Raw genomic sequence first — 26,953 nt, forward strand, 5'->3', positions numbered from 1 at the left:
ATGCCTAGAACTTTGATAATTAATCGCCGTGGATCGTAGGGAAACATAAGCATACCTTTGCCCGTCAAATCCTCCACCTTTTGCTGAGGAGTTTCCCTATGGAATATTGGAAAAGAGTCAGCCTGAGCCTATTGACCGTGGCCTGTTTGGGAACCATTGCCCCTCGGCCTGCCCAAGCCAATCAAGCCAATCTGTTTACCCAAACCGAAGTGGATCAAAGCCGCTACGTGGTGATGGCTGTGCCCCTGGCACGCGGTGGGTATCGCCTACTGGTGGTGGAGCAACTCAAGGATACTCGTCCCTGCTGGAGCGAGTCGGGCAGTAATCCTGTAGTGATTGAGCCGCTCCTGACCACGTTTGACTTTACGGGCATTTGTGGTCGCGCTACAGATAGCAATGGCTACTCCATTCGGGTGGCACAACAGGATTTGGGTTTACAGTACAATCTGCGCATTGAACGGGGAAATGGGGAGTTACTCTTGGTCGGCAGCAGCAATCGCGGTGGCTCGCGGATGGTCATTGGCCGCACCCACGGTATGCAGGAAGGGCAATTTCTCAAGTTTCAGCTGGAACCCACTTGGCGCCTAACGCGGCGCACCTATGAAGGGCGGGTGCTCGGCCATGTCTATTTCACCAACGACTCTTGGGAAGCGGCCACAGGAAGCGCGCCCAACAACTTGCCTGCCCCTACCACCCCCGCTAGTACAGAGGCCAACCCGATGCCCAAACCCCAAAGTTAAGCCTAGCGTTGCTTCATTGCCCGCTCCATTTCCCGTTTGTCCTGTCGCTGCTTGAGGGCTTGGCGTTTATCGTGGAGTTTTTTGCCGCGGGCTAGAGCCAAGGCAACTTTAATGCGACCCTTTTTCAGGTAAAGCTTGAGGGGCACCAGCGTCAAGCCCTTTTGTTCTACTTTGCCCACCAGCTTGCGGATTTCTTGCTTGTGGAGGAGGAGCTTGCGATCGCGCAGGGGATCGTGGTTATAGGATTGGTTGGTGCCCTCGTGGGGGGAGATGTGCACATTCATTAACCATGCTTCGCCATTGCGGATGCGGGCAAAGCCATCCCGCAAATTCACCTTGCCGGCGCGAATGGACTTGACTTCAGTGCCGAGCAACACAAGGCCACACTCATAGGTTTCCAAAATTTCGTATTGAAAGCGCGCTTGGCGATTTTCACTCAGGACTTTGATGCTCTCACCCATCGGAGACTCGCAAGGGTATTGCCAATATACCGTAGTTTAGGGGTAGGGGAAGTTTTCATCTTATCACTGCCCTTCCACCCTCTTGCTGAGTTGTTGTCACGCCATGTCCAAGCCTTGGCCACAGCAGTTGCAGTTTTTGCAGTCCCTACCTCTGATTGCTGTGGTGCGGGCTGCTGATCCTGCCGCAGCGATCGCCCGCGCTCAGGTTTACGTTGAAGCAGGGTTTTCCTGCCTAGAGGTGACTTGGACAACGCCTAAGGCTGCGGCGGTATTGCAGCAGCTCCGTCAAGACTATCCCCATTGCACGATAGGAGCTGCCAGTCTCAAAACGCCGCCAATGGTTGAGGAAGCGATCGCCGCCGGCGCGCAGTTTTTAGTGACCCCCCACACGGCAACAGAGGTGGTGCCCCTTGCCCAGGAGGCCAACCGTCCCCTCATTTTGGGCGCATTGACCCCCACGGAAATTTTCCACGCTTGGCAAGCCGGGGCAGTGGCGGTCAAGGTGTTTCCGATTATGGCGGTGGGGGGAGCGAGCTATCTGCGGGCATTGCGACCCTTGTTTGCTGAGATTCCCCTAATCCCCTGTGGGGGGATTGGCTGGGAGGATGTCGTGCCCCTTCGGAAAGCGGGGGCGATCGCCATCGGCATGGGCAGTCAACTCGGTACGGATGTGGCCATGCTCAAGCAGCAGGTGGCTCAGGCTCGTCAGGCGGATCAGGAGCAGGGGTGAGGGTGCGCACCCGCTCGGCATGGAATCGCTTGCGTCGCCAGCGTTTGCCCAAATTTAGGCCAATGGTTTTGTGGAAATCGTCTTGCACTTTTGCCGTCAGCCGGTAGGAGACTTGACGCACAATTTGAGCCAAGACGCGATTGCCCGTGCCCTGCACCAGACCATGGGGCAGGCGGTAGATAAAACGAGGAAAGTACATTGTCACCCGCAGATCCAGTTCCCAATTCACCCGTGTGTAGTCCACCACATTCAGGTTCAATAGCTCCTTATCGGTGTCCGGATTGGCTTGCATCGGCACCAAGGCCATGGCCGCTTGAAAGTTCACCTCATAGTTCAAAAATGGCTGTTCCGGCACAGGCATCGTCTCAATGCGATAAACCCCTTGCTCTTGGGGAAGCAAATGGAGTCCAATTTTCGGTTCCACCTCATAGCCATGGGAACCATAGCGCCCAATGGTGAGAATGTAGCCGTGCTTGCCCACCGGTTCTGTTTTCATGGGATGGGCACAGCGATGAAACCATTCCTGGTGATTGTTGAGATAAGTTTCGTAGCGCTGCACGGGCGCATAGACTTCCATCCAGCCTTGAAACTGGTTGTGAAAAATAAAGGGCGGCAGCGTTGTCCCCTCTTGGGCATCGGTCATAGCATTACATCAGCACATCGAAATTTGGCGATTTTCATCCTGACATACCTCTGGGGGCGATCGCTACGGCGGGGAACCTTGAGGGTCGGATCTTCTGTCCAACGGTTGGTTTACATTTCGTTACATTACTATTCAGTTGGTTGAGGCTTCACCAATGCCCATTATCCCTTCTTGGCTCGCCGTTGAAGACCTAGACAAACCGTGGCTCTTTTGGCCGTTGTGCTGGATGGTGATTCTCAGCAGTATTGTGTTGCGCTGGGGAAAGGTGCAGCAGCTGTGGGCGCGGGTCATTGTGGTGGGCAGTTTAATGGCCTTGATGCTGCATTACCTGCTGTGGCGATCGCTGGCCACCCTCAATCTGCGCACCCCCCTAGAGGCTGCCGTTAGCCTCCTCCTACTCGGCATTGAAGGGTTGATGATGGCTGGGTATGGCCTGCAACTCTATCTGCTCTTGTACATCAAAAACCGTCGTCCGGAAGCCGATGCCGCTGCCCTTGCGGTCAAAAGTGGCCACTATCAGCCTTGGGTAGATATTTTCATTCCCACCTACAACGAACCCCTGACGATTTTGCGACGCACGATTTTCGGCTGCCAAGCCCTTGACTATCCCCACAAGCGGATTTATGTTCTGGACGATACTCGTCGCCCTGCCCTCCGAGAGTTGGCCTTGGAATTAGGCTGTGAGTACCTCAGCCGTCCTGACAATCGCCATGCGAAGGCGGGCAACCTCAACCACGCCCTTGGCCATACGACGGGAGAGCTGATTGCCGTCTTTGATGCCGATTTTGTTCCTACGCGCAACTTTCTCACCCGCACGGTGGGCTTTTTTCAAAGGCCTGAAATTGGCCTTGTGCAAACCTACCAGAGCTTTTACAACCCCGATCCCATTGCCCGCAACCTCGGCCTAGAGGATTACTTGCCGCCAGAGGTGGAGATTTTCTCCCGCCATTACCAAGTGTTGCGGGACAGTATTGAAACAGCTCTCTGCTACGGCAGTGCCTTTGTCGTGCGGCGATCGGCCCTGGAGGCCATTGGCGGCTTTGTCACCGCATCCCTCAGTGAGGATTACTATACAGGCATTCAATTGGCCGCAGCGGGCTATCGGCTCATTTACCTCAACGAAAGTCTCAGTGCCGGCCTGTGTGCCGAGGAAATGGCGGCGCATATTCGTCAGCGTCAACGCTGGGCACGGGGTACCCTCCAAGGGTTCTTCATTCCGGCCAATCCCCTGCGGGTGCCGAATCTCACTTGGCTGCAGCGCCTTGCCCACCTCGAGGGGATCATGCAGTGGTTCCACAGTCCCCTGCGGTTGCTGTTGCTGCTGTTGCCCCTGATGGCCGCCTTTTGGGGGGTGGTGCCCCTGGAAACCACCCTGCGGCAGTGGCTCTACTACTTTGTGCCCTACTACTGGCTGCTGTTGAGTACGTTCCGCTGGCTCAACGGCCAAAGTCGCTCTGCCTTGGTCTCCGATCTCTATGCGGTGATTCAATGTGTACCGTTGACCCTGACGGTGATAGACACGCTGTTGCGTCCCTTTGGTCGGCCTTTTTGGGTCACCCCGAAGGGGAGTTGTTGCGATCGCTACCATTTGCAGTGGCGCCTCGCGGCACCGCTCCTTGTTTTGTTTGGACTCTCGGTGGCTGCTGCCCTCTTGAATTGGCAGGCCTTGCAGGCCAAAGGCCTCCTGCTGGCTTGGGTCTGGAACCTCTACAATCTCGTGATTCTTGCCCTTGCCCTCTACAGTCTCATTGAGCGCCCCCGCCCTGATCCCTACGACTGGCTCCGGGTGCAGCAAACCGTTGAACTCCATCTGGCTTGGGATCAAGCCACTGCCCTCTGGGGCACGACGATGCGCCTGTCTGAAGGCGGTGCGGTGATTCATCTGCATCAACCCCTCCCCCCCTCGGCCATGGGGGTGCCCCTCACCTGTCGGCTTTTGGAGGCAGGCATTGACCTCAGCGGCCAAATTGTGGCGATGCCCAATCCAACGACCCTAAAAATTTATTTCGATCCCCTGAGCACCCCTCAATACCGCCAATTGGTCGCCTTACTGTTTTGTCAACCCAACCGCTGGCAATGGCAAAAAGCTCCCAATGAATGGCAAACTCTATGGCTGCTCCTGCGCACTCTTGTCTTACCTCCTTTGATTCGTGAGCGGAGGCGGTCGCGTCCCCTGCCCAAGCAACAGTCCGGCATTGAGCCGACGGCTATTCCAAGCAATTCCAACAAAAAATGAGGTCGTACAATAGCCCAATCAAGATTCCAATAGGATTAAATAGTTATGGCGATGAACGGCAAGCGTGGTAATTGGGCAAGGCAATGAGCATTCCTGCTTCCCAACTTCCCCCCCTCACAGAAGCTACCTTGTGGCAAATTCTCAACGATGAATTGGAGGATGCAACGGTCAATCAGCTCCTGTGGCACTGCCTGGGGTATCGCTACGATCCCCATACGCAAACTTGGCAGAGCGATCGCGTGCCCCCAGAATGGCGCCAAGACTATCCCGAACCGCCGGACTTTATGGGCAGCCGCCCCGCCATTGTCAAGCTCACCCGCTCCATTCCGCCGGCCCACAAACAACTCCTCAAGGAACAGTTGGGCTTTCCCGGCTATGAAATCAAGGAACTGACACCGCGCCGTACCCGCCGTGCCACTGCGGTCAATTGGCTCCTCAGCTATAGGGCCACTCAAGCCGAGGCCGGGGCAAAGTAACCTTCGGCCATCTCGATCGCCACTTGGCGGATGGCTTGATAGACCGTGGCCAATTCCGCATCGGTAATACAGTAGGGGGGCAAAATATACAGCGTATTCCCCAGCGGCCGCAGGAGAACGCCCAATTCCACAAAGCGGCGGCGCAGTTGCGGCACCAGGGCACTAAAGTAGGAAGCTTCAGTTTCCAATTCCATGGCCGCGATCGTGCCACAGGTACGAAACTGCTTGAGATTGCTGACATCGGCCAGATACTGGTGGTAACACTGCCAATGGCGTGCCTCTAGACCTTGGTAGGAGTCAGGCTGGGCAAGCAGCAATTGAAACGAAGCCACACTGACGGCACAGGCCAAGGGATTCCCAGTGTAGGAGTGACTATGGTAAAAGGCGCGCGTTGGGTCGTCATCATAGAAGGCTTGGTAAATTTCTTCGGTTGCCAAGGTCACGGCAATGGGCAAGCAGCCGCCCGATAAACCCTTCGACAGACACAGCAGATCCGGCTGCGTGCCGGCTTTCTCACAGGCAAAGAGGGCACCGGTGCGGCCAAACCCCGTCATCACCTCGTCATAGACCACTAACACTCCATAGGCCTTGGCAATCTCGGCAATGGCTTGCAAAAACGCAGGACGACACATGCGCATTCCCCCTGCGCCTTGGACCAGGGGTTCAATAAACAGGGCTGCATAGGCCTCAGGGTCTGCCTTCAGGGTGTCTTCCAGTTGCGCGATCGCCTGTGCCTCCTTGGTCTCCACCTCTGGATCTCCCGGGTAGGTTGCCGGGTAGGGCAGGATTGTCAAGGGGGGAAGCAGCGGTTGAAAAGGCTGCCACCAAGGGGAACTTTGGCCGACCGCCATTGCCCCAAGGGTATCGCCATGGTACCCCCCTGCAAAGCCGATGAAGCGCGATCGCCGGGGTTGATCTCGCCGCTGCCAATACTGGTAGGCCATCTTCAGCGCCACTTCCACGGCTGTGGAGCCATTGTCGGAAAAAAAGACCCGCTGTAACCCCGCCGGGGTGTGGGCGCACAAGAGGTGAGCCAGCTGCTCTGCCGGTTCATGGGTAAACCCTGCAAAAATGACGTGCTCAAGGGTTTGCGCCTGCTCGTAGAGCGCCTGAGCCAGCCTAGGATGGCTATGCCCATGGAGTGTCACCCACCAACTGGAAATGGCATCAATGATCTGTCGGCCATCACTGAGTTCAAGGCAAGCCCCTTGGGCACGCACCACCTTCAGGGGCGGATCCGCCGTTTTCATTTGGGTAAAGGGCTGCCAAATGGGGGAGTTAGTCATGGGGGCTATCGGCCTCTAGGCGAGCAGCAAGGGTAGCGAAAATCTCCTCGGGAATTGAACAGCGGAGCGATCGCGCCAGTCGTTTTTTTTGTTTGGCCACCTTGAGACATTCGGCCGTGCGACACAAATAGGCTGATCGCCCCATCCCCTGATCCAACTGCACCTTGTGATCCGGCCAGCAGCGCACAACGCGCCAGAATTCGGAGCGATCGGCCAAGCGGCCACAGGCTACGCAGCGGCGTTGGGGAACGGCCATCTTTCCTAACCGGCAAGCTGTTCTTCGAGAGCGGCCATGGCCAAGCGATCCTCCTCTTCGTAGTTGTATTGGGAGCTATCGCGTACCTCGATTTTCCAGCCGGTAAGGCGGGTGGCCAAGCGCACATTTTGGCCTTCCTTGCCAATGGCTTGAGAAACTTTATCGGGAGCCACGAGGACATGGGCAATACGGGCTTCGGGGTTAATGAGCCGCACCTCCTCCACCGGCGCCGGACTGAGGGAATTGGCAATATAGGTGGCAGGATCCGGCGACCAGCGGATCACATCAATTTTTTCCCCCCGCAGTTCATTGACCACCGCCTGAATGCGGGATCCCCGTGCCCCAATACAGGCACCCACAGGATCGACATCCCGCTCTAAGGTATCCACGGCAATTTTAGTGCGCGGGCCGACTTTATGGGTTGGGGGATTGGCTTCGCGGGCAATGGCGACAATCCGCACCACTTCATCCTCAATTTCGGGCACTTCGTTGGCAAAAAGATAGACCACCAAGCCGGCATCGGCGCGGGAAACCTCCAATTGGGGCCCCCGTTGCAGGCCTTCTTTAACACGCTTGAGATACACCTTGAATGTGGAGTTGGCGCGGTAGTTGTCGTTGGGGAGTTGTTCCCGTTTTGGCAGTTCGGCCTCCACTTCCGGCTGGCTAGCGTCACTGCGCACGGCCATAATCACCGATCGCCGCTCAAAGCGGAGCACCCGCCCCATGAGTACGGTGCCCTCGAGATCTTTGAATTCCTCTTGAACCAAGCGACGCTGCTGATCTCGCAATTTTTGCGCTAGGACTTGCTTGGTTTGCATGGCGGCCATGCGGCCAAATTCCTGATGATCTGGCGTGACATCCAAGAGCACCGTATCGCCGACACGGGCATCCTGCACCACCTCAATCACATCGGCAAGGGCAATCTCGCGATCCGGGTTCTGCACCGTTTCCGTAATTGTTTTGGTGGCCAACACGCGGAAGCCCTCCTGCTCGGTGTCTAGTTCCACTTCAAAATTGGCAAAGTGATCCTCTTCAAAGTGACTATGATCCGGGCGCAGACTACGGCGATAGCGTTCGTATCCCTTGAGTAGTGCTTCTTTGAGGGCTTGATGCACTGCGTGCTTGGGCAAGTTCCGCTCTTGGCTAATTTCGTTAATCATGGCCCGGAGGCCGGGTAAGCGATAGAGAGTCATCGTCCGTTATAACCTCAATTCACTGGATGAAATTAATTTGGGCTAAGGTTCACCACCGGGGGTGTACAGTTGAACACTGGCAATAAGGGAGCGGGGAATGGCCAGCGATCGCCCCCGTTGATTGAGATAGACATTCACCTCGTCACGGCGAATCAGGTTGCCCTCCCAAAGGGTTTTGCCCCGATGGGGTGCAGTAGTCATGACCCGCACCGGAAACCCGCGAAAGGCATCAAAGTCGCGATCGCTACTCAAGTAATCCGACAGACCCGGACTCGATACCTCCAGAACGTAGGCAAACTCCAACTCTGGCAGCCCATCCAAAGCCATCTCCAATGCCCGACTCAAGCGTTCACAATCCTCTAAGCTGGTGTCATGCTCAGGATGACGCACCTCCACTCGCAAAATCGGGGGCGATTGATGGGTCAGCCACTGCACACTCACCAGATCAAGGTGTTCTTGGTCGGCAACCTGCTGAGCAAGGGTTTGCACCACCGGCAAAAGCATCTGTATCTGCATAGGAAATAAAAAAGGCGGGACATTGCCCACCACACCCAAACAATCTCAACAAATGACAACTCCCCTTCCCTACGGGAAAGAGAATTCTGAACCGTTCACAGTAGAACGTTCATGGGTGCTGCCAATACACCACTGTTCGTAGCATTTAGTATAGCAGTTAACAGTGGACGATCGCCACCTCGTCCAATACGCCCCTAGCGATCGCTAAAATCGCCATTTGTTAGCTCATCACCGTCGTAGTCCTGTTCCTCTAGCTCCACATCCTCCAAGACCGGGTTCAGGAGCACTGCCATCTCAGCCTCATGGTGGGTGAGCCACTGGCCTGGGGTGCGGAACCAGCGAGGCGGGTTAATGTAGCGAGCATAATACCACGGCGGAGCGGTGGGCTGGCTAATTTCCGCCTGTACGCGAATTTTCTCACCCGGATAGTAGGCATCTTCGGGTTCCACTTCCAACCACACTTTTTGGCCGATGATTTCTTGGGGGAGCATCATAATGGCACTTCCTCGAGGAACCTCTCCTACAGCTCTTTACGGCGTACTATCCTGATGAAAAGAGCTGTACCTTAATTTTAACCGGTGGTAGCCGATCTGCGGAAATGTTGCACTTATTCACCATCCCCCGCAGCAAAGGAGGGGTAAGGCTGCTGCCGTTTCGGATCCTCTAGCTTCAGGGAAATAATTCCCGCGCAGAGAACGAAAACCATTGAAACCCACAGACAGCCGACAATGCCCCAAATTTGATAGATAAGGCCAGAGAGTACCGTTCCCGCCAGTCGCCCGCCGGAATTGGCCATGTAATAAAAGCCAACATTTAAGGCCACTTTTTCATCATCAGTGTAGGCTAGCACCAAGTAGGAGTGTACTGCCGAATTCATGGCAAAAATCAAACCAAACAGGAGCAAACCGCCAATGATGACGGCGTTGGGATTCCAAGCACTCATCAATCCCAAGGCAATCACCGCCGGCACCAGCGTCAGCGTGAACGTCCAAAATTGGATAGTGGCGGCTTGGGGAGGGCGACCGCGATTGAGATATTTCAACAGAAGCGGTGCCGAGGACTGTACCGCCCCGTAGCCGATGACCCACAGGGCAAGAAAGCCCCCCACTTCATAAAAAGACCAGTTGAGGACACTTTGCAGATAGACGGGCAAGCCCACCACAAACCAGACATCCCGCGCCCCAAAGAGGAAAAAGCGGGCCGCAGAAAGGATATTGATCTCCTTGCTCTTGGAAAAGAGTTGGCGAAACTTGATTTTCTTTTTGATCTGCCCCATCCCCCGTGGCAGCAAGAAACCAGTAAACATGATCAGCAGAAGGGCGATCGCCATAATCCACAGGGACGCGACAAAGCCTGCCAATGTCAATAGCACACTTCCCACAAAGAAGCCTGCCCCTTTAAGGGCATTTTTAGACCCCGTTAGAATGGCCACCCACTTAAAGAGCCGCGACTCTGCCTCCTGGGGCACCACCAGGCGAATGGCGCTCTTAGAACTCATTTTGGTGAGATCCTTGGCCACCCCCGACATTGCCTGTGCTGTCATGACATAGGGCACCGCAAACCACAAGGGCCAGTCCTGCGTCAGGGGCGTAAGCATGATCAGCGAGATTACCTGTAAACCAATGCCCGCGTAGAGGGTGACGTTCAGTCCCACCCGAGCACCAATCCAGCTGCCAAGGAAGTTGGTGATAATACCAAAAACTTCATAAAAGAGAAATAGGAAGGCAATTTGCAGCGGTGTGTAGCCAATCTGGTTGAAGTAGAGCAGGACGAGCATCCGCAGGGCGCCATCGGTAATCGTGAACCCCCAGTAGGCGAGGGTAACGATCATATAGCTGCGGACAGCGGTGGACACAGCCATAGCAGACTCCCTAGGGCAAAGTCATGGCGACGCGGCGAGCTAATTCGGCTAGGCGGTTACTGTAGCCCCATTCGTTGTCATACCACGCGAGAATTTTCACCTGCGTTTCATCCACAACCATGGTGGAGGGGGCATCCACAATGGCAGAACGGGGGTCGTTGCAGTAGTCAATAGACACAAGGGGGCGCTCCTCATAGCCGAGAATGCCCTTGAGTGCTCCGGTTGCGGCGGCCTTGAGGGCTGCATTTACTTCCGCCACACTCGTGGGACGGCTGACTTCAAAAACACAGTCGGTGAGCGAGGCATTCAACAGGGGCACCCGTACCGCCACGCCGTTGAGTTTGCCTTGGAGTTCCGGATAAATCAGCCCAATCGCCGTTGCCGAGCCGGTCGTTGTCGGCACAAGAGACAGGAGACTAGAGCGGGCACGGCGCAAGTCCTTGTGGGGGGCATCAACGACGGTTTGCGTATTCGTGACATTGTGGATCGTTGTAATCAAACCATGGCGAATGCCAAAGGTTTCGTGAATCACCTTAACAACGGGGGCAAGGCAGTTTGTTGTGCAGGAGGCGGCGGTGAGCAAGTGGTGTGCTTGGGGATTGTAGAGGTGGTCGTTGACGCCCATAACGATGTTGAGGGCCTGTTCTTTGACGGGGGCAGCAACAATCACTTTTTTCACCCCGGCGGTAAAATAGGCCGCCAGTTGCTCGGCGGTTCGGAATTGACCAGAGCATTCCAAAACAATCTCGACGCCACGTTCTTGCCAAGGTACCTCCGCCGGGGTTTTCGCTGCCGAAAAGCTGATGATCTGATCGTTGATGGCGATCGCCCCCGCCTTGGCTTGGATAGCCTGTGGCCAACGGCCATGAACTGAATCAAACTCCAGCAAATGGGCAGCCGCAGGTGTGCCTCCCTTAATCTCGTTGATGTGGCGAAAATCCAGTTCAGGCCAACCCCATGCAGCCCGCAACACCAAGCGACCAATGCGGCCAAAGCCATTAATGCCGATGCCAACCCCCATCGTTGCGGCTCCAGCGGGACATCCTTACGCTATTTGAACTCATCTTGAATTGTCAATCGCCAAAAAGGCTTTATCAAGAGAATTTTGTTCGACCCCAAGGCAAAATAACCCTGCGCTGACTCTCCCCCCATGACCCCCAAGACTCAGGTGGCATTGTCCAGATGAGCGAGCACCTCAAGGGCAGCCCGGCGAACCATGGCATCGGTTTCCTGGGCCAGCAGGAGATATAGAGCTTCCTGCACTTGGCGGCGATCGCCCCCCTGCGAGACGCGAGCGAGTTGGCGAATGGCCACCAGCCGATGCAGGGGTTGAGGATGGGTGAGGTCGGCAAACCACCGCGAGAGCTGTTGGCTCTGCTGTTGCTGGTGCAGTTGTTCAATCATTGTCCCCAGAAGCAGGATGACCCCCACCAGCAGCAGGCCAAGGAGGACAAGGGCTACCACCAACCACGGATCCGCTGTGTGTTGACCGATATGCAGGAGGGTATAGGTGCCCAAGCAGGCCAGCAGCCCCGCCCCCACCGTCAATGCAAAAGGGTGGTGTAACCAGCGATGAACCTCTTGGCGCAGGTCTTGCCATAGCGTTAAAAGCCGGCGTTGGCGGCGACTGAGGTAAAAAATCGTCCCTACGCCACTGACGGTTGCCGCCAGCAGCGAGCCATCGGTGTGCCATAACAGGAGACCGGCGCCTAGCCCGGCAATCACCCGCAAGAAACGCTCCGACAGCAGATTAAGAACAAACGATTTCCAGTGTCGTTGTCGCGATCGCGTAGCGTGCCCCGTGGGCAATCGCCGTTGGTGCAGGGGAGCTGATCGCCGTTGAGATCGGAGCAATGACCATGTCGCCCAAGAGCTAACCATAGGGTTGGGTGTACTGCAAATCATGCTTTATTGTATCGTAATCCCACGGTGCAGCCCCTCAGTCCGCTGGAACTGCCTAAAATGATCCTTTCCAGTACAAAATCACCACTTCTTCGCGCAGTTGCTCCTTCGTGGCAGTGGCAAACCGCGTGCGAAACAGATCGGTGCGCACCACTTCATAGCCTAGCGCTTGGGCAATCTCGGCCAGTAATTCCCCCGTGGGAATCCTCACCCGCAAATAGGAGGCTTGATCGCCGACAACATAGGCCAGTTGGGCATGGGGGCGCAAGCGCGATCGCAGGGCTGCCAAGTGACGGGCCATGCCGCCAAAGTAGAGCTTGGTAACCCGGGCGTAGCGTTTCTCAAAGCCAGAGGTCTTGCCCAGTTCGATGCGGCGACGTTCAATCTCCTCGGCAATGGCTTGGATCTTGGGGTGATCCTGAATCCAGCGATCGTCGGTGTCGGTCTGATACACATTGCGACTGTTGGAACGCAGCAGCCCCTTCTTGAGGGCTTGCAAATCGGCCTTGGTGTTGATGAAGCCCAAGATCACCGATTCGAGGCGAGTGGTGCGGGTGTAATCCTTTTCGTTGGGGTAAGGGGGAGAGGTGATCACCGCATCTACCGACTGGGGGGCTAAGACGCTATCAAGACCTCTGGCATCCGCTAGATAAACTTGGGCAACGGTATGCTTGCAATCCTGTCTTTGCCGTAAATCGTCGGCCATTTGCCTCACTTTGGCCAGCCAAGCGCTCACGACCGGTGCATCCACTTTGGGTGAACCCATCCCCACCTCTGGACCAAACCGAAGATTACTGGCCACAAACACCAGCGTGTGGGCGATCGCCAGCAATTGATGCCGATAGATCTTTTCTACTCTGTATTTCTGCAAGCACTCAAGGAGAATCAATACCTTGTGCAAGGGAATTGGACTGATTGACCCCGCCAAGATAAGTTGATTTTGCTCTGGAGAGAGTTGGCGCAGCGATAGGTCGGTAATCTTCCCCGGAAAAGGAACTGAGTCCTCTATTCCCTGCCGCCGCAGGATCTCAAGGGCAAGGTCTGCCACGTCACAGGAGTGGCGGTCGAGTAAGTCTGGATCAACCTGCCAATCCGTCTTTACCGACGTTGCAAAATGGGCAAATGGATTGGCTTCTGTACCCAATGAGGGGATGCCCCGCAGCTTTGATTCAACCAGCGTTGTCCCTGTGCCACAAAAGGGGTCTAGAATGACACTCTTTTCATTCAAGCCAAAGTCCTCTATGTAATCCCGCACAAGATGGGGCGGATAGGACAGCACAAACCGATACCAATCATGAAAAGCGCGGTCTTGCTCATCTAGCTTGTTGATGTTGCCGTTGTCTCTAGGTACTTTTATATCCTTGGAATTTTTAAGCAACTCGGCTCCCGTGGCTCTTCACTTCTAATTCTCTAAGTGTATGAAAAATTGACTGCTTCGGCAGGGGGGTTACGTTGCCGACCAAGAACCCCGGGAACTCTAGCCCTCTTGGCAGCATTCTCCAGCCGCTGGCGGTACGTTAGGGGAGACGTTGAATCTCGGCGCGGAAGCCGTTGACCTCCATAAAGGCGCGCATTTGATTGGCGTTGGCCTCGTTTTGGAAACTGCCCACTTGCAGGGCGCGGCGCTGACCAAGGGTAATGGATATCACCTCGGGAACGAGCGATCGCAGGCGTTCTTGGTTGGCCACATCATCATCTCGCAGGTTCAAAACAATCACCCGAAACCGCGTTCTGGGGGCGACGGGAGTGAGCGGGGTCAAATCGGCATCGGCAACGTCTGGAGGAGGCGGCAATTGATTCATCGCGCGATCATTGCCAACAAATCCCAGCGGAATAGGGGCACTGGGAACCGGTAATCGTTCAAGGGAGTTGTCAAGCGGCTGGGGCATTGGGCTAGGAATTGGCGCCGTACTCACCTCTGGGGCAGGCACAGGAATCGGAATGACGGTATTCACCTCTGGCGGTGGTACGGGGATGGGAATCGGTTCTGCCGCTAATCCAGGCGTCCCCCAACCCATTAGGATCAAACATAGGGAACTCCACCACGGCTGGGAGTGAATGCTGAAACGGCTCATCAAAAATTTCATTGCTCTATCCACAATGCCGACGAACGGTGAACAGAACTGTGTTGATTCTTTTCTGTGGGGATCGGACGGGCTATGCAAAATTTAGCTCCCGCATCGGAGGGGCAACGCATTCGGCGGATTCTCGATGCCAACCTTGACCGTGCCCGCGAGGGGCTGCGGGTAATTGAGGAATGGTGCCGCTTTGGCCGTGAAGAGGCGGCTCTGAGCGCCCAATGTAAAGATCTGCGTCAAACCCTTGGCCGCTACCATACCCCAGAGCTGCGGGCGGCTCGACAAACGGATCAGGATCCGGGGACTGCCCTGAGCCATCCCCAAGAGCGCGATCGCCAGACCCTCGACGAGGTGCTTACCGCCAACTTTGCCCGCGTCCAAGAAGCGCTGCGGGTGATTGAGGAATACGCCAAGTTAACCAATGCCGAGTTGAGTGAAACGGCAAAGACCCTGCGCTATCGCGTTTACCTGCTGGAGCAAGCCCTAATCAACCCCCGCCAGGCACGACAGCGGCAACTGCAACAGGCCAAACTCTATCTGGTCACCTCTGCTAGCGATCGCCTGCTGGAAATTGTGGAGGCCGCGTTAAAGGGGGGATTGCCCCTTGTGCAGTACCGCGACAAGACCAGCGACGATCAGACCCGTCTTACCACGGCTCGGCAGTTGCAGGCGCTTTGCCGGCGCTACGGTGCCCTGTTTTTAGTCAACGATCGCGTGGATATTGCCGTGGGTGCCAATGCCGATGGGGTGCACCTCGGACAAACCGATATTCCCATGGAACTGGCGCGGCAAATTTTGGGGGGCGATCGCCTTGTGGGACGCTCCACCACCAACCCCCAAGAACTGGAGCGTGCCATTGCCGAGGGAGCCGATTATGTCGGGGTAGGGCCAATTTTTGCCACCCCCACCAAACCCGGTAAAGCAGCTGTGGGGTTTGAATATCTGCAATACGCCCGCAAACACGCCCCGATGCCGCAGTTTGCCATTGGCGGCATTGATCTGGGTAACATTGATCAGGTGGTCAAGGCCGGAGCGACGCAGGTGGCTGTTGTCCGCGCCATTATGGAGGCAGCCGATCCTGAGGCAACCACCCGTGAATTCCTACAGCGCTTATCTCAAGGGGAAGCATCATGACTTCGGCGGCTGAGATTACCGCAGCTGTGCGGCAACTGTACAATACCTATCCCTTTCCGCCGGAACCCCTCTTGGATGAACCCCCACCGGGGTACAACTGGCGCTGGTCTTGGCCGGCGGCCTATAGCTTTTGCAGCGGCTGCTATCCCCCTCAATTGGACATTGCCATCCTCGATGCAGGCTGTGGCACCGGTGTGGGAACGGAATACCTTGCCCATTTGAATCCGCAGGCCCAGATCACGGCCTTGGATGTCAGCGAAAGGGCTTTAGAGATTGCCCGAGAACGCTGCCGGCGATCGGGAGCCTGCAATGTTGAATTCCATCACCTGCCTTTGGAGGAGGTGGCACAACTGAGGCAAACCTTCCAGATGATTAACTGTGTGGGGGTGCTGCACCACCTGCCGGATCCGCAGCGGGGCATTCAAGCCCTCGCCGATGTCCTTGCGCCCGGCGGCATTTTACACCTCTTTGTTTACGGAGAACGCGGTCGCTGGGAAATTAAGCTGATGCAGCAGGCCATTGCCCTGCTTTTAGGGGGCGATCGCCACAACTATCGCGAAGGAGTGGCCATTGGCCGCCAACTCTTTGCCGCCCTCCCGGAAAATAATCGCCTGAAAAAGCGTGAGCAAGAGCGCTGGAGCCTTGAAAATCAGCGGGATGAATGCTTTGCCGATATGTATGTGCATCCCCAAGAAATTGACTATACGATCGCCGGCCTTTTTGATCTCATTGCCGCTTCTGGTCTAGAGTTTGTCGGCTTTTCCAATCCTCAGGTTTGGCGGTTAGAGCGACTCTTGGGCAGCCAACCCGAACTGTTGCAGCGGGCACGGCAACTGCCCCCCCTTCAGCAATATCAGCTCATTGAATGCCTTGATCCGGAGGCAATGACCCACTTTGAATTCTTTTTGGCCAAACCCCCCCTGCCCCGTCACGATTGGTCTCAAGATGCCGATCTGCTGGCGGCTGTGGCGTGGCGACACCCCTGCTTGGACGGTTGGCCGGGCGTCTGTGTCTTTAACTGCCACTATGAGGTGATTCAGCTCAATCGGGCTGAACAACAATTCCTAGCGGCTGCAACGGGTCAAAAAAACGTGACCGAGTTGTTAGCTGAGCAACCGGATTTGAATTTGGCAGGGGTGCGATCGCTCCTTGAGCGGAATTTGCTTCTTTTGGGAGTGCAAAAATGACGCCGCTAAGGGATCTACTGGAGAGGATCGCAACCGATGGTGCGGTTTATGACTGTAGCCATTGGGGTCGCCTACGCCTCAGCGGGCGCGATCGCCTGAAGTTTTTACACAATCAAAGCTCCAACAATTGCCTGGTTCTGCAACCCGGCCAAGGGGCAGACACGGTTTTCCTGACTTCGACCGCTCGCACCCTTGATCTTGCCACCCTCCTTGTCCATCGGGAGTGGGTGGATCTACTGGTATCCCCACAGCGCCGCGAGTTTCTCCTCCAATGGCTCGATAAGTACATTTTCTACAGCGATGAGGTTCAGGTGAGCGATCGCACCTCTGAGAGCTACTGCTATCGAGTTTTTGGGGGTGTTGCCGAAAAAATCACTGCCCAGTTTGGCCTAGAAGGATTTACCCATCCCTACGATCATGTCACTGTTACCCACGACGGCGCTTGCCTCACCCTTGCGGCCACCAGTGGCCTTGCCCTCCCCGGTTTAACCCTTTGGAGCGATCGCCCCCTCGGCGATTTACTCTGTCCCTATCCCCAACTCAGCGATGCCGACTGGGAGCACCTGCGCATCCGCCAAGGCCGTCCGGCGGCCGATGCCGAACTCACCGAAGATTACAACCCCCTTGAAGCGCGGCTGGGGCATACGATCTCTTTTAATAAGGGCTGTTATATCGGCCAAGAGACAATTGCCCGCCTGCACACCTACCAAGGGGTCAAACAACATCTTTGGGGACTTGAATTAAGGGTGCCGGTGACACCCCCCACCCCCCTCCTGTTAGGGGATGAAAAAGTGGGTCTTCTAACCAGTTGCACTTCCCTCAATGGGGGTGCCTTTGGTTTGGGCTATGTGCGCACCAAAGTAGGCGGTGCAGGATTAACGCTGCAAACTCCAGAGGGTATCCCTGTCCAAGTGGTGGAGGTGCCATTCTTAAGAAGTGTTGCCTAAAAATGCTCTTATCAGAGAATGTTATAATCCAATCGGCTCGTGCAGAGATTGACTGACCGAAGGAAGGAAGCCTATGGCCACGGCACAGGTGTTAGCATTCATGCAAAAGACTGCTGAGGATGCCCAACTGCGGAACGAACTGGAAAACCTTTTAGGGGTGGGTGACGGCAACATCAGTGGGGCTGCCGAACTGGATGCCGAGGAGCTGGCAGCGCTGCGGGGAGAAATGGCTCCCAAGGTTGTGGATTTTGCCAGTCGGCACGGTTTTGAGTTTTCCACCGAGGAACTGGTGCAGGTGGTGGATTCCTTTGCCCGGCATCAGGCGGGGGAAATCAGTGATGACGAATTTTCCGGAATTCTCGGCGTTCCCGTCAACAGTGCTCACGCCGAACACAAAAAACGCATAGCCAATCCTCTGCGGCGCCTTGCTCGCTATCTCAGCAAAACCTACTTGGGTATCGATCCGGATGAGGAGAGCGAATAAGGCTCACCCCCTCTCCGCAAAGCTGCGTCCGGCGCGTCGGAAAATCCGTCTGTGGTTCCAATGGCTTCTCCCTGGGCTACTGGTGAAGCGCTGGCTTCTGGTAAGTGCATTAGGGGTGTTGCTTGCCAGCCTAGGCTTTGCCATTAGTATCAACTTGACTCCCATCTTCTATTTTTTACAATTTCTGGAGCGGTTTCTCCAGAGTGTGGCTCGTTTTGTCCCCAGTTACATCAGTGGCCCTTTGCTGCTCCTTGTGGGCTTGGCTCTCATTGCGTGGGGGTATGCCCGTACCCTGGGTTCGATTACGGAAGTCCTGCTGCCGGAGGATGATAAAGCACTGGTGGAGCGCCTCTTGGCCTATCGCCGCTTGGGGCGAGGACCGAAAATTGTAGCCATTGGGGGCGGTACGGGGCTATCAACGCTCTTGCGGGGACTCAAACTCTATAGCGCCAACATTACTGCAATTGTGACAATGGCCGATGATGGCGGCTCCTCCGGACGGTTGCGGCGAGAAATTGGGGTGCTACCCCCAGGGGATATTCGCAACTGCTTGGCAGCTCTCGCGGATGAAGAAAAATTGGTAACAGAACTCTTTCAGTACCGCTTTGAGGCGGGGGATGGCTTGGTGGGGCACAGTTTTGGCAATTTATTTCTGACGGCAATGACGAATATCACAGGGGATCTGGAGCGGGCGATCGCCACCAGTTCGGCGGTTTTGGCCGTTCGTGGTCAAGTGCTACCGGCAACGCTGACGGATATGACCCTGTGGGCACGCCTTGCCGATGGTCGCCTCATTCACGGGGAGTCCAACATTACGGCCGCACGGGGCAAAATTGTCGAAATCGGCTGCTCGCCCCCTGCCCCCAAAGCCCTGCCCCGGGCAATTCAAGCCCTCCGTGAAGCCGATTACATTATTCTAGGCCCCGGCAGTCTCTATACGAGTATCATTCCCAATCTCTTGGTGCCTGAGATTGCCCAAGCCCTTGCGGAGCGCCGCTGCCCCTGCGTTTACGTCTGCAACATTATGACCCAGCCGGGGGAAACCGATGGCTATGCTGTGAGTGATCATGTGCGCGCTCTCGATGCAGTGACGGGCGATCGCCTATTTGATGCGGTGCTGGTGCAAAAATATCCCCCCAGTGCCGCTCACCTAGAACGCTATGCCCAGCAGGGCAGTACACCCGTAGCCATTGATCGCGACGAACTGGCCCGCCAAAACTGCCGCCTGATCCTTGCCGATGTGATGGATGAATCCACGCCGACGGTACGTCATGATTCACGGAAGTTAGCCGCTATTCTCATGCGTTGGTATGAGCGGGTGCGATCGCTCTAGCCTTGTGCCTTGGGAAGGCGATCCCTAATAATAGAACCGTTGCCCTTGGCTCGGTGGCCTGCCATGTCTTTGGAACTGTTGCGATCGCTTGTGTGGATGGACTACCGCCTTGCAGTCCTCTTTACGGTGGTCATTCCGTTGATCCTGCTGCTGTGGTCAACGGTTAAAAACGTGCCGGCCATTACCCAACTGCTGATTATCTATTGGCGGGTCTCTAGTCTCTTGGCAATTACGGTGTACCTGATGATGCCCCAGTGGCCGGTGGCCTACGTCACAGGGTTCATGGCCTTGGTGCTGATTCCCATTAGCCTCTGGTTTTGGGTTGATCTCAACGAAGAAATTGGCGATCGCCAAGACCTCCTCGGCCAAGTTTTTAGTAGCTGGCGTTGGGCAGTGACGCTCTACTGTGTCCTTGCCGCCATTGGTCAGGCCTTTTATCTGCCTTGTGCGTTTGTGGCCGCTGCCGTTCAGACTCCCAGTTGTCAAGTCTGGCTGGAGCCACCCCTGATGTTCAAGGAGATTTTCCACCCCCAAGCCCGCGCCGGTACCCTTGGCTTCTTTGCGGCGGTGGCCCTTGGGATCTATATGCTCTATCTGAGCTACTTTGTGTTTGTGCGCTTGCCCAAGCAGGGGCGATCGGCCACGGGGCTATAGCCTATGTCGCTGCCCCGCATTCTTGAACCGGAGGTCATGGAGACGCCAGAAGCGGCTGCCGCCTATGACGCCATGGAATTTACTGCCGTGAATGCCGCCTTCTGTGACGATTTGGCTGCCGTCTTGCCCAGCGTGGCCCCACCCTTAAGAGTGTTGGATGTGGGCACGGGGACAGGGCGAATTCTCCAAATGCTGCATCAACGCCATCCCCATTGGCAACTGACGGGCATTGATCTGAGTCCGGCGATGCTGGCGATCGCCCGGCGCCACAGCCCGCAGTTAAACTTTGTTCAAGGGGATGCCAAAGCCTTGCCCTTTGCTGCGGCAAGCTTTGATGTGGTCATCAGCAATAGCCTCATCCATCACTTGGCCGATCCTCAACCGGCCCTAGGGGAGATGCTGCGGGTGCTGTGTCCCCAAGGAACCCTATTTATCCGCGATCTCTGTCGTCCCAACAGTTTGGTAGAGCTGCAAGGCTTGGTTGACCAATATGCCGGCCACGACACCCCCCAACAGCGGCAACTCTTTGCCGACTCTCTCCATGCGGCACTGACCTTGATTGAAATTAACGATCTTTTGAAGACATTGCCGCAGCGGCCTCGGCAGTGGCAAGTAACCCGCACCTCCGATCGCCATTGGACTCTAGTGGCACAGGGCTAATGAAGCGGCGACATTACTTCATTGCTCTGTTGCCCAATGCTGAAATTCAGGATCAGGTGACCCGCCTCAAGCAGTACTGTTGCGATCGCTACCAAAGCCAAGCGGCTCTGCGCTCTCCGCCCCATGTCACCCTCTATCCCCCGTTTTGGTGGTCAGATGAGGAGGTAGAAGAACTCGAAAAAGCCCTAGAAGCCTTTGCACTGCAGGCCTCCCCTGTTGAATTGATCCTCGATGGCTTTGCCGCCTTTCCGCCGCGGGTCATCTATATTCATGTGGTAGCCACGCCGGCGCTCCAGGCTCTCCAAAGGCAGCTGGTTAAAGCGGTAGCCACACCCCTGAACCTTCCGCCCACGCAACGGCACCCCTTTACCCCCCACATGACAATCGCCTTTCGGGATTTAACCAAGGAAAACTTTCACCACGCTTGGGCAGAGTTTCAGAAACAATCCTTTGCCGCCCGCTGTTGGGTATCCCACCTCACCCTGCTGGTGCACAATGGCCGACGCTGGCAGGTTCATCGTGAATTTTTGTTAAGAAATCTTGCCTAGGATGCTTCCTCAAAGCGGGGGGCAACAAGGCCGTGACTTGATTTTGGCTCACAGAGAAATTATGATGCAGAAAATACTTTTCTCTGAAAATTCCTAAAATCAAAAGTAAGACTACTCTAGCCTTAGTAGCGATAAATACTCAGTGTCTTTAGAGCATGCTAGGGGATCAGAGGTAAAGTCTCAAGAGCGAGGGGGCATATCGGTGTTTCCTATTCTTTGGAATCGCAGCGTTGAATCCAAACCCTGCCATAATCCGGGGAATCGTGGGGAACAGTAGCCCATTGCTGAGGATAAGGTTATGAAACTGGAAGACATTTACACCTTTTTCCGCCAGCCGCCGCCGGTTTACCTGAGCAAGGAAGTTGCCGTGTGCTATGTGCTCTACACTTTGGTTGAAAAAGGGGATTCCTATGGTACGGCGCTGATTCAAGCCATTGAAAATGAGTATCCCCTTTACCGCCTTTCCGATACGGTTCTTTACAGTGCCCTCAAATTCCTGGAGGATGAGGGGATTATTGACGGTTATTGGAAGAAGGTGGAAGGTCGTGGCCGGCCTCGGCGGATGTACCACATTGTTAATGAAAAGGAGCAACAGGCACGAGAACTTTCAGAGCTTTGGCTGCGCTATTTACAGGAACATCCCCACCGTCAGGAGTGATTTAGGGTTCGAGTTGACGCAAGCGATCGCGCACGGCTTGAATATCTTGCCACGTTAACCACTTGGGACTACCCGGCTCCCGTGAGTTATTGCGCAACAAATACGCCGGATGAAAAATGGGCATACACCAGCGCCCCTGCCATTCAATCCACTGGCCTCGAATTTTGGTAATCCCGCGATTATCTTTCAGTAGTCCAGATACAGCCGTTGCCCCTGCCAGCAGAATAATGCGAGGGTTGACCAAGCGAATCTGCTCTAATAAGTAGGGCAAACAAGCCGCTGCTTCAACCGGTGTTGGAACGCGGTTACCGGGGGGGCGGCATTTAACAATGTTGCAGATATAGGCATCTCGCTCACTGTCGAGATTGACGGAAGCAAGGATTTTATCGAGGAGTTGCCCTGCCTTGCCCACAAAGGGGCGGCCGGTTTCATCCTCTGCTTGACCCGGTCCTTCACCAATAATCATCAGCTTAGCAGCAGGATTCCCCCGGCTGACCACCACATGGGTACGGGTAGCCGCCAAACCACAGCGTTGACACTGCTGACAATGCACTGCAAGAGCCTCTAAGTCGCGGTAGGTACCGGCGGGGATGGGCACCTCAGCCCGCAGTGGAATCTGATCATAGGTGGCAGGATCAAGGGGCGGCGCTGGCGCAGGTTCGGCCTCGGGGAGGGGATCAAATAAGCTAAATTGCAGTGGCTCACTCATGGGGTCGTAGCTTCCTGAGAACAATCTTAAAGAAAATTCACAAAACTTAGGAAAAACTTAGGATAAATTGCATCACCTTTGTGGCGATCGCTAGAACTTTAATTTATCTCAAAAAAGTATTTTACAAATTAATAACTACGGCGAAACAGGTTTCCCACCGCATTGTATAAGAAATACCTGAAGGGTTTAACTACACCGTTGTTGTTTCCCAGACCCCTTTGCGGAACAACCTATCAGTGATCGTTAGACCTTTCCGGCACGCCCAAGAGCGTTGTGCGTTTCTTAAAAACACACCAAGGATCAGCTTGGTCGCTCTCAGGTTGCTTGGCACAGCCTTTGGGGAGTTGCTGATCAGCTCTCTAAGAATCCTGCGTTATCTTTATGACCAGGAATGTCAAGAAGGTCTCACTTCTTTAATAACCTTTAAGGAGAATTGATCCATGCTAGATGCATTTGCCAAAGTTGTCGCTCAGGCCGATGCCCGCGGTGAATTCCTCACCAACGCCCAGTTCGATGCCCTGTCCAACTTGGTGAAAGAAGGCAACAAGCGTCTGGATGCTGTCAACCGCATCACCAGCAATGCCTCCACGATCGTTGCCAATGCTGCTCGTGCCCTCTTTGCAGAGCAACCCCAACTGATCCAACCCGGTGGGAATGCTTACACCAACCGTCGTATGGCTGCTTGCCTGCGCGACATGGAAATCATCTTGCGCTATGTGACCTACGCCATTTTGGCCGGTGACTCCAGCGTGCTCGATGATCGCTGCTTGAACGGTCTGCGGGAAACCTACCAAGCCCTCGGTACTCCCGGTTCCTCCGTGGCTGTGGCTATTCAAAAAATGAAAGATGCCGCGATCGCGATCGCCAATGATCCCAACGGCATCACCCCTGGCGATTGCAGCGCCCTGATGTCCGAAATCGCTGGCTACTTTGATCGTGCCGCTGCCGCTGTTGCCTAAGGCACCTTTGACATGACTCTAACTTTGACCGTTCTGAACACGCACATTTTTTAGGGAGATATTTTATCCATGAAAACGCCGATTACTGAAGCCATTGCCGCCGCCGATACCCAAGGTCGTTTCCTGAGCAACACCGAACTGCAAGCGGTTGACGGTCGCTTCAAGCGCGCTGTGGCCAGCATGGAAGCTGCTCGCGCTCTGACCAACAATGCTCAGAGCCTGATTGACGGCGCAGCTCAAGCGGTGTACCAAAAATTCCCTTACACCACCACCATGCAAGGCTCTCAGTATGCCTCGACCCCTGAAGGCAAAGCCAAGTGCGCCCGTGACATCGGCTACTACCTGCGGATGGTGACCTACTGCCTCGTTGCAGGTGGCACCGGTCCGATGGATGAGTACCTCATCGCTGGCTTGTCGGAAATCAACAGCACGTTTGATCTTTCCCCAAGCTGGTATGTGGAAGCTCTGAAATACATCAAAGCCAATCATGGCTTGACCGGCCAAGCTGCGGTGGAAGCCAACGCCTACATCGACTACGCCATTAACGCTCTCAGCTAATAGGCGTTTCCTTTCGTTGCCCGGTGAGGTAAGCAGATGTTGTCGGCGTTGGGCTGACCCTTTGTTTACAACACCGGGCTTGTTTGTACCCTCGATATTTAGGAGTTTGTACCGTGGCTATTACTGCTGCTGCTTCGCGCTTGGGTACCTCCGCTTTCAGTGATGCCCCTCGGGTGGAGCTGCGTGCCAACTGGAGCGAGGAAGATCTAGAGACTGTCATCCGTGCCGTTTACCGTCAGGTCTTGGGCAACGACTATGTCATGGCATCGGAGCGTTTGGTGAGTGCGGAGTCACTGTTGCGCAATGGCAAAATTACCGTGCGGGAGTTTGTGCGCGCAGTGGCCAAGTCAGAACTCTACAAAGAGAAGTTTCTCTATGGCAATTTTCAAACCCGTGTCATTGAACTGAACTATAAGCATTTGTTGGGGCGGGCACCCTACGATGAGTCGGAAGTGATTTTTCACTTAGATCTCTACGAAAATGAGGGCTTTGATGCCGACATTGACTCCTACATTGATTCCCCCGAGTACACCAATAGTTTTGGGGATTGGGTGGTGCCCTACTACCGCGGCTTTAACAGCCAGCCGGGACAAAAAACCGTCGGCTTTAACCGCATGTTCCGTCTTTATCGCGGTTACGCCAATAGCGATCGCGCCCAAGCGGAAGGCAGCATGTCCCGTTTAGCACGGGATTTGGCCACCAACAGTCCCAATACAGTGGTGCCCCCTTCGAGTAGCGATACGGCCTTTGCCTACTACACTCCCAGTGCTGATGTTCCCCCACGGGCTTGCTTGGGTGGTTCCTTTGGTGAAAGTGGTCGCGTCTATCGCATTGAAGTGGCGGGCATTCGCCAACCGGGCTATCCAGGAGTGCGCCGCAGCAGTACCGCCTTCTTGGTACCCTATGAGCAACTGTCGAGCAAAATGCAGCAGCTTCAGCGCACAGGTGCTCGCATTGTCAGTGTCAATCCTGCCTAGGAATGTTTGTTTAACGTCCTTTTGAGATTGGGAGTCAGGTGTCATGTTTGGTCAAACTGCGTCTGGAAGTGCTGCCCTTAGCCCCTCCGGCGCTCGCGTTTTCCGCTACGAGGTTGTGGGTCTGCGTCAAAACGAAGAAACCGACAAAATGGGGTTTCCAATTCGGCGCAGCGGTAGCACCTTTATTACGGTGCCCTACAACCGCATGAATGAAGAGATGCAGCGCATTACCCGCATGGGCGGCAAAATCGTTTCCATTACCCCAGTGGTCGCCTCTTAAGTGGCTGATGTTAGGAGAGGGAATGACGGCGGTCTCTGAACCAGTGCAACTGACAGTGCCCCAAATGCTGGCGCAGCTTCAGGGGACGGATACCAGTCTCCGTTACTACGCGGCCTGGTGGTTGGGGAAGTTCGGTCTGGAAACGGCAACGACAGCGGAGCGGCAGGCGATTGTTGAGGCTTTGATTGTGGCGTTAGCCGATGAGACCGATCGCACAGAATTGGGGGGCTACCCCCTGCGGCGCAATGCTGCCCGTGCCCTAGGCAAGTTGGGCGATCGCCAAGCCGTACCAGCGTTAATTGAGTGCTTACGCTGCGAGGATTTTTATGTGCGGGAAGCGGCGGCCATTGCCCTTGGTCAATTGGGGGATCCCCAAGCGATCGCACCTTTGCAAGCCCTTCTAGAAGGCGGTGTGGCGATGGCGCGGCGGGTGCCCGGGCGTCCCCACCTGGTGCAGCCGGTGGAAGCCGTGATTGAAAGCTTAGGTCACCTCGGTGCCACCAGAGCCATTCCCCTGATTGAGCCATTCCTAGCCCATGAAATGCCGCGAGTCCAATTTGCCGCTGCGCGGGCACTGTTTCAGCTCACGGGGGCGGCGGAATATGGCGATCGCCTGCTGGCAGCGCTGGAAAGTGAGGATGTCCAACTGCGGCGGACAGCGCTTCTAGATTTGGGAGCGATGGGGTATTTACCCGCAGCAGAGGCCATTTTGCAAGCAGGGGTTGAGGTCAGCTTCAAGCTCATTGCCCTCCACGGCATCCTAGGCAAGCAACTGCGGCAGGCCACCCCACCAAAGCAGATCCTCCCCCTCTTTCAAGGATTGGATCAACTGCTGTGAGTGATCTCCTTGCCTATATCCATGCGGTTGAGACGGCCACCTCCGCTGTGGCCTTGCAAGAGGCTGTGACTCAGCTTGCCCAGCAAAAAGACACCGCTGCCATTCCCACGCTCATTGCCGTTTTGAGGTATAACAACCCCGCCGCCGCCCAAGCTGCCGTAGAAGGTCTCATTGCCCTTGGGGATGCCGTGGTCGAGCCACTGCTGGCTCAGTTGGATGAATACAACTATAGTGCCCGCGCTTATGAAGTGCGCATCTTGGGGAGCATCGGTCATCCAGCCGCCCTGCGGGTCTTATTGGCTGCTGCCCAGTCGGATTTTGCCCCCAGTGTCCGCCGTGCCGCCACAAAGGCCTTAGGAACGCTGCGCTGGCAGTTAATTCCTGAGGAAGCTGAAAGAGTGACTCAATTACAGAAGGCACTGACAGTCCTCCAGCGCAACAGTGAAGCAGCGGATTGGGCGGTTCGCTATGCCGTTGGCGTTGCCCTCGAGCATCTCTATCAGCAGGCGGCTGCTCGTGCCCTTCGGGAGGCTGTGCGTTCACTCCTGAATCATTTGAGCGATCGCGACCCTGACATTGTGGTGCGTTCCCGTTGTCAACTTGCCCTCCAGAGGGACTCTCTGTCCATGCACACCTAAAAGGATTGGAA

General features: G+C 55.5%; 32 protein-coding genes. 19 read left to right on the top strand and 13 right to left on the bottom strand.

What is annotated here, in order from left to right; genetic code table 11:
* Window positions 1–98 precede the first annotated feature (98 nt).
* Window positions 99–740 (top strand): DUF3747 domain-containing protein, encoded by a 642-nt coding sequence (locus ACK4IR_RS06360; RefSeq protein WP_409873469.1) that lies wholly within the window; start codon window positions 99–101, stop codon window positions 738–740.
* Between the two features lie 2 nt (window positions 741–742).
* On the opposite strand, the gene smpB is transcribed toward ACK4IR_RS06360, so the two are convergent.
* A complete protein-coding gene (smpB, locus tag ACK4IR_RS06365; protein ID WP_409873471.1) occupies window positions 743–1,201 on the bottom strand; it encodes an SsrA-binding protein SmpB in 459 nt (152 codons plus the stop codon).
* A 103-nt stretch (window positions 1,202–1,304) separates the two neighbouring features.
* Between smpB and eda the strand changes: the two genes are divergently transcribed.
* Window positions 1,305–1,931 carry a bifunctional 4-hydroxy-2-oxoglutarate aldolase/2-dehydro-3-deoxy-phosphogluconate aldolase gene (gene eda, locus ACK4IR_RS06370; protein WP_409873473.1) on the top strand — a complete coding sequence of 209 codons (627 nt, stop codon included), beginning with the start codon at window positions 1,305–1,307 and terminating at the stop codon, window positions 1,929–1,931.
* On the opposite strand, the gene ACK4IR_RS06375 is transcribed toward eda, so the two are convergent.
* Window positions 1,882–2,574: a DUF1997 domain-containing protein gene (locus tag ACK4IR_RS06375; RefSeq protein WP_409873475.1), complete on the bottom strand. Its 693-nt coding sequence runs from the start codon at window positions 2,572–2,574 to the stop codon at window positions 1,882–1,884. The two genes, eda and ACK4IR_RS06375, sit on opposite strands and share 50 nt — an antisense overlap.
* Before the next feature lie 154 nt (window positions 2,575–2,728).
* Between ACK4IR_RS06375 and ACK4IR_RS06380 the strand changes: the two genes are divergently transcribed.
* Both ACK4IR_RS06380 and ACK4IR_RS06385 read left to right on the top strand, forming a co-directional pair.
* The gene (locus ACK4IR_RS06380; RefSeq protein ID WP_409873476.1) at window positions 2,729–4,810 is read left to right on the top strand and encodes a glycosyltransferase; all 2,082 of its coding nucleotides are present in this window, start codon (window positions 2,729–2,731) and stop codon (window positions 4,808–4,810) included.
* An 83-nt stretch (window positions 4,811–4,893) separates the two neighbouring features.
* Window positions 4,894–5,286 (top strand): DUF1823 family protein, encoded by a 393-nt coding sequence (locus ACK4IR_RS06385; protein ID WP_409873478.1) that lies wholly within the window; start codon window positions 4,894–4,896, stop codon window positions 5,284–5,286.
* Here ACK4IR_RS06385 and bioA read toward each other — a convergent pair.
* The 10 genes from bioA to ACK4IR_RS06435 form a co-directional block, all read right to left on the bottom strand.
* Window positions 5,262–6,572, bottom strand: coding sequence for an adenosylmethionine--8-amino-7-oxononanoate transaminase (bioA, locus tag ACK4IR_RS06390; RefSeq protein ID WP_409873480.1), 1,311 nt, complete (start codon window positions 6,570–6,572; stop codon window positions 5,262–5,264). The two genes, ACK4IR_RS06385 and bioA, sit on opposite strands and share 25 nt — an antisense overlap.
* Window positions 6,565–6,828 carry a YlxR family protein gene (locus ACK4IR_RS06395; RefSeq protein ID WP_409873482.1) on the bottom strand — a complete coding sequence of 88 codons (264 nt, stop codon included), beginning with the start codon at window positions 6,826–6,828 and terminating at the stop codon, window positions 6,565–6,567. Before ACK4IR_RS06395 ends, bioA begins: the two co-directional genes overlap by 8 nt.
* Before the next feature lie 5 nt (window positions 6,829–6,833).
* Window positions 6,834–8,021 (bottom strand): transcription termination factor NusA, encoded by a 1,188-nt coding sequence (gene nusA / locus ACK4IR_RS06400; protein WP_409873484.1) that lies wholly within the window; start codon window positions 8,019–8,021, stop codon window positions 6,834–6,836.
* 42 nt (window positions 8,022–8,063) lie between these two features.
* Complete coding sequence (gene rimP / locus ACK4IR_RS06405) at window positions 8,064–8,525, bottom strand: ribosome maturation factor RimP (protein WP_409873485.1); 462 nt, start codon at window positions 8,523–8,525, stop codon at window positions 8,064–8,066.
* 206 nt (window positions 8,526–8,731) lie between these two features.
* Window positions 8,732–9,031 carry a hypothetical protein gene (locus tag ACK4IR_RS06410; protein ID WP_409873487.1) on the bottom strand — a complete coding sequence of 100 codons (300 nt, stop codon included), beginning with the start codon at window positions 9,029–9,031 and terminating at the stop codon, window positions 8,732–8,734.
* A 113-nt stretch (window positions 9,032–9,144) separates the two neighbouring features.
* Window positions 9,145–10,398, bottom strand: coding sequence for an organoarsenical effux MFS transporter ArsJ (gene arsJ / locus ACK4IR_RS06415; protein ID WP_409873488.1), 1,254 nt, complete (start codon window positions 10,396–10,398; stop codon window positions 9,145–9,147).
* A 10-nt stretch (window positions 10,399–10,408) separates the two neighbouring features.
* Window positions 10,409–11,419: an ArsJ-associated glyceraldehyde-3-phosphate dehydrogenase gene (locus ACK4IR_RS06420; RefSeq protein ID WP_409873489.1), complete on the bottom strand. Its 1,011-nt coding sequence runs from the start codon at window positions 11,417–11,419 to the stop codon at window positions 10,409–10,411.
* Window positions 11,420–11,562: 143 nt separating this feature from the next.
* Window positions 11,563–12,279, bottom strand: a complete 717-nt coding sequence (locus tag ACK4IR_RS06425; protein WP_409873490.1) for a hypothetical protein — start codon at window positions 12,277–12,279, stop codon at window positions 11,563–11,565.
* A gap of 76 nt (window positions 12,280–12,355) precedes the next feature.
* Entirely contained in the window at window positions 12,356–13,579 is a 1,224-nt protein-coding gene (locus ACK4IR_RS06430; RefSeq protein ID WP_409873492.1) for a DNA methyltransferase, read from the bottom strand.
* Between the two features lie 238 nt (window positions 13,580–13,817).
* Window positions 13,818–14,375: an SPOR domain-containing protein gene (locus ACK4IR_RS06435; RefSeq protein ID WP_409873494.1), complete on the bottom strand. Its 558-nt coding sequence runs from the start codon at window positions 14,373–14,375 to the stop codon at window positions 13,818–13,820.
* 84 nt (window positions 14,376–14,459) lie between these two features.
* Here ACK4IR_RS06435 and ACK4IR_RS06440 point away from each other — a divergent pair, with 84 nt between their 5' ends.
* From ACK4IR_RS06440 to ACK4IR_RS06480, 9 genes are all read left to right on the top strand, one after another.
* Entirely contained in the window at window positions 14,460–15,512 is a 1,053-nt protein-coding gene (locus tag ACK4IR_RS06440; protein WP_409873496.1) for a thiamine phosphate synthase, read from the top strand.
* Window positions 15,509–16,699, top strand: coding sequence for a class I SAM-dependent methyltransferase (locus ACK4IR_RS06445; protein ID WP_409873499.1), 1,191 nt, complete (start codon window positions 15,509–15,511; stop codon window positions 16,697–16,699). The genes ACK4IR_RS06440 and ACK4IR_RS06445 overlap by 4 nt, the downstream gene beginning before the upstream one ends.
* Window positions 16,696–17,646: a YgfZ/GcvT domain-containing protein gene (locus ACK4IR_RS06450; RefSeq protein ID WP_409873501.1), complete on the top strand. Its 951-nt coding sequence runs from the start codon at window positions 16,696–16,698 to the stop codon at window positions 17,644–17,646. Before ACK4IR_RS06445 ends, ACK4IR_RS06450 begins: the two co-directional genes overlap by 4 nt.
* Before the next feature lie 73 nt (window positions 17,647–17,719).
* Window positions 17,720–18,130: a hypothetical protein gene (locus ACK4IR_RS06455; protein ID WP_409873503.1), complete on the top strand. Its 411-nt coding sequence runs from the start codon at window positions 17,720–17,722 to the stop codon at window positions 18,128–18,130.
* On the top strand, window positions 18,114–19,463 hold the full coding sequence (yvcK, locus tag ACK4IR_RS06460; RefSeq protein ID WP_409873505.1) for a uridine diphosphate-N-acetylglucosamine-binding protein YvcK: 1,350 nt from the start codon (window positions 18,114–18,116) through the stop codon (window positions 19,461–19,463). Before ACK4IR_RS06455 ends, yvcK begins: the two co-directional genes overlap by 17 nt.
* Window positions 19,464–19,526: 63 nt before the next feature.
* Window positions 19,527–20,117, top strand: coding sequence for a DUF3177 family protein (locus ACK4IR_RS06465; RefSeq protein ID WP_409873507.1), 591 nt, complete (start codon window positions 19,527–19,529; stop codon window positions 20,115–20,117).
* 3 nt (window positions 20,118–20,120) lie between these two features.
* Window positions 20,121–20,777, top strand: a complete 657-nt coding sequence (locus ACK4IR_RS06470; RefSeq protein WP_409873509.1) for a class I SAM-dependent methyltransferase — start codon at window positions 20,121–20,123, stop codon at window positions 20,775–20,777.
* A complete protein-coding gene (locus ACK4IR_RS06475) occupies window positions 20,777–21,325 on the top strand; it encodes a 2'-5' RNA ligase family protein (protein ID WP_409873511.1) in 549 nt (182 codons plus the stop codon). The genes ACK4IR_RS06470 and ACK4IR_RS06475 overlap by 1 nt, the downstream gene beginning before the upstream one ends.
* A 298-nt stretch (window positions 21,326–21,623) precedes the next feature.
* On the top strand, window positions 21,624–21,983 hold the full coding sequence (locus ACK4IR_RS06480) for a PadR family transcriptional regulator (protein ID WP_409873513.1): 360 nt from the start codon (window positions 21,624–21,626) through the stop codon (window positions 21,981–21,983).
* A gap of 1 nt (window position 21,984) precedes the next feature.
* Here ACK4IR_RS06480 and ACK4IR_RS06485 read toward each other — a convergent pair whose 3' ends face one another.
* The gene (locus tag ACK4IR_RS06485; protein ID WP_409873514.1) at window positions 21,985–22,692 is read right to left on the bottom strand and encodes a uracil-DNA glycosylase family protein; all 708 of its coding nucleotides are present in this window, start codon (window positions 22,690–22,692) and stop codon (window positions 21,985–21,987) included.
* 440 nt (window positions 22,693–23,132) lie between these two features.
* On the opposite strand from ACK4IR_RS06485, the gene ACK4IR_RS06490 reads away from it, so the two are divergent.
* The 6 genes from ACK4IR_RS06490 (at window position 23,133) to ACK4IR_RS06515 (ending at window position 26,942) form a co-directional block, all read left to right on the top strand.
* A complete protein-coding gene (locus ACK4IR_RS06490) occupies window positions 23,133–23,651 on the top strand; it encodes a phycocyanin subunit beta (RefSeq protein ID WP_011057792.1) in 519 nt (172 codons plus the stop codon).
* 69 nt (window positions 23,652–23,720) lie between these two features.
* Window positions 23,721–24,209, top strand: coding sequence for a phycocyanin subunit alpha (gene cpcA / locus ACK4IR_RS06495; protein ID WP_149818203.1), 489 nt, complete (start codon window positions 23,721–23,723; stop codon window positions 24,207–24,209).
* Between the two features lie 113 nt (window positions 24,210–24,322).
* Window positions 24,323–25,186 carry a phycobilisome rod-core linker polypeptide gene (locus ACK4IR_RS06500; RefSeq protein ID WP_409873516.1) on the top strand — a complete coding sequence of 288 codons (864 nt, stop codon included), beginning with the start codon at window positions 24,323–24,325 and terminating at the stop codon, window positions 25,184–25,186.
* Window positions 25,187–25,229: 43 nt separating this feature from the next.
* Entirely contained in the window at window positions 25,230–25,466 is a 237-nt protein-coding gene (locus tag ACK4IR_RS06505) for a phycobilisome linker polypeptide (protein ID WP_149818199.1), read from the top strand.
* 7 nt (window positions 25,467–25,473) lie between these two features.
* A complete protein-coding gene (locus ACK4IR_RS06510) occupies window positions 25,474–26,304 on the top strand; it encodes a HEAT repeat domain-containing protein (protein WP_409873518.1) in 831 nt (276 codons plus the stop codon).
* Complete coding sequence (locus tag ACK4IR_RS06515) at window positions 26,301–26,942, top strand: HEAT repeat domain-containing protein (protein ID WP_409873520.1); 642 nt, start codon at window positions 26,301–26,303, stop codon at window positions 26,940–26,942. The genes ACK4IR_RS06510 and ACK4IR_RS06515 overlap by 4 nt, the downstream gene beginning before the upstream one ends.
* Window positions 26,943–26,953 lie beyond the last annotated feature (11 nt).

Origin of the sequence: Thermosynechococcus sp., from assembly GCF_046299635.1 — a bacterium.
In the GTDB taxonomy this organism is placed as follows: domain Bacteria; phylum Cyanobacteriota; class Cyanobacteriia; order Thermosynechococcales; family Thermosynechococcaceae; genus Thermosynechococcus.